This window comes from Neisseria sp. P0021.S005 (genome assembly GCF_051956955.1).
The window spans coordinates 1-2167 of sequence record NZ_JBQCWY010000525.1 but is presented as its reverse complement, the minus strand read 5'-3'; the positions used below and the strand labels follow the sequence as shown (position 1 = coordinate 2167).

Annotated in this window: 2 protein-coding genes and 1 pseudogene; 1 reads left to right on the top strand and 2 read right to left on the bottom strand. The window is 52.6% G+C overall.

Going from position 1 to position 2167, the window contains the following annotated elements; all coding sequences use genetic code 11:
- Window positions 1–22: 22 nt before the first annotated feature.
- Complete coding sequence (locus ACTHUE_RS16415) at window positions 23–949, top strand: LysR family transcriptional regulator (RefSeq protein WP_070504237.1); 927 nt, start codon at window positions 23–25, stop codon at window positions 947–949.
- A gap of 75 nt (window positions 950–1024) precedes the next feature.
- Here the strand turns inward: ACTHUE_RS16415 and ACTHUE_RS16410 are convergent.
- Together ACTHUE_RS16410 and ACTHUE_RS16405 are read right to left on the bottom strand one after the other, a co-directional pair.
- A pseudogene (locus ACTHUE_RS16410) lies at window positions 1025–1675 on the bottom strand (TIGR01621 family pseudouridine synthase).
- A 1-nt stretch (window position 1676) separates the two neighbouring features.
- Window positions 1677–2167: TMEM165/GDT1 family protein (locus tag ACTHUE_RS16405; RefSeq protein WP_440402961.1), on the bottom strand; the 491-nt coding region annotated here is incomplete at its 5' end.

Sequence of the window (2167 nt, the reverse complement as noted above, 5' to 3'; positions counted from 1 at the left end):
CCCACAGGCCGTCTGAAAACACATGGACTCTATTATCGAATTGCGTCATCTCAAAACCTTGCTGGCTTTAGAAGAAACCGGCAGCGTTTCCCTTGCCGCCAAACGGGTTTTCCTGACCCAATCTGCCCTGTCGCACCAAATCCGCGCCTTGGAAAATTATTACGAAACGCCGTTGTTTGAACGCAAATCCACACCTTTGCGCTTCACTCCGGCCGGTATGCGCCTATTGCAACTGGCGCGCGAATTGTTGCCGCAGGTTGCCGCCGCCGAACGTGATCTGGTACGGATTATCGAAGGCGAAGCGGGCGAACTCAGGCTTGCCGTCGAATGCCATACCTGCTTTGACTGGCTGATGCCTGCCATGGGTGAGTTCCGCCCCTTATGGCCGCAAGTTGAATTGGACATCGTTTCCGGTTTCCAAGCCGATCCGGTCGGACTGTTGCTGCAACACCGCGCCGACCTCGCCATTGTTTCCGAAGCCGAGCCGCTCAACGGCATCAGCTACCGCCCCCTGTTTGCCTATGAAATGGTCGGCATCTGCGCAGAAGACCACCCGCTTGCTGACAAAGACATTTGGGAAGCGGAAGACTTTATCGACGAAACCCTGATTACTTATCCCGTCCCCGACGAAATGCTGGATTTGCCCAAAAAAGTGCTGCTGCCCAAAGGCATTAATCCGCCGCGCCGCCACAGCGAGCTGACTATCGCCATTATTCAATTAGTTGCCAGCAAACGCGGCATCGCCGCCCTGCCCTATTGGACAGTCATGCCGTATTTGGAAAAAGGCTACGTCGTCCACCGCAAAATCACTTCAGACGGCCTACAAAGCAAACTTTATGCCGCCATTCGTACGGAAGACGCCAACAAAGGCTATCTGGACAACTTCTGCCAAATCACGCATGACCGCTGTTTTGCCGACTTGCCGGGCTTGAGCGAATTGGAAATGTAAACTTGAAACAATCAAAAGGCCGTCTGAACAATTTTCAGACGGCCTTTTTTAATATACACAAAAATTTCACTGCTTCTATTCGGACTCATCCGAGTTCAAACACGCCGACAAATCGATTTCAGACGGCCATGTTTTATCAGGCGCAACCCGAATATCGAAATGCTCGCCGCGATAGTCGAAAACCAAACGCCAAGCGTGCAAAAACAGATGTTCCGCCTCATCGCCGCCATACAGCGTATCGCCCAAAATCGGACTGCCTATGCTTTTCATGGCCACGCGCAGCTGATGGGTTTTGCCGGTAAACGGTTACAACACAAACAGCCGCAAACCGGGCTTCAGGCTTTGGCTGCTGAAACGGGTAACGGCAAAATTATCCTCATCACGCGTCAGCTTCCATGTACCGCGCCGCGAACGCGCCATACTGCCTTTCACCCAACCCTGCTTTTTCGCCGGCTTGTGCGTACCGAGTGCCAAATAAGTTTTACGCATGGTTTTCTCGGCAAATTGCGCCGACAAAGCCGTCGCGCTGTCGCGGTTGAGCGCAAACAGCAACAGGCCGCTGGTGGCTTTGTCCAAACGGTGAACCAGCCACACGCGCTCAACGCCGAGCTGTTGCGCCAGCGAAGCAGTCAGGCAAACATTCCCTTCCGATTCGCTGTGCACCGATACGCCGCAAGGCTTATTGATGACCACAAAATCTTTGTGTTCAAAAACAATGTCCCACATTTCAGACGGCCTTCAACACAATACTGTCGCCAAGCAGGGTCAAAATACCCAGCAGGCAGAACAAGATACATGCGGCAATACGCACTGCTTTGGCCGGAATTTTACGCATCAGCATTTCGCCCAAATACACGGCAGGCACAGAAGCAATCATCAAACCGGCAATACTGCCGACCACGACCAGCAGGATAGATTGGTATTTTGCCGCCAAAAGAACCGTCGCAATTTGCGTTTTATCGCCGATTTCAGCCAAGAAAAACAGGACGACCGTCGCCGTAAATGCGCCGTATTTCAGCCACTTGCCGTCAGGGTCTTCGTCTTTATCCGGCAACAGCAGCCATAATCCAACCGCAATAAAACTGCCGCCGACCACCCATTTCATGACTTCGGGCGAAATAGCGGATGCCAGCCAGACACCGAGTGCGGCTGAAACAAGATGGTTCAACAGGGTTGCAATAAAAATACCGGCAACAATCGCGTTTTTGTGGGCAAAAC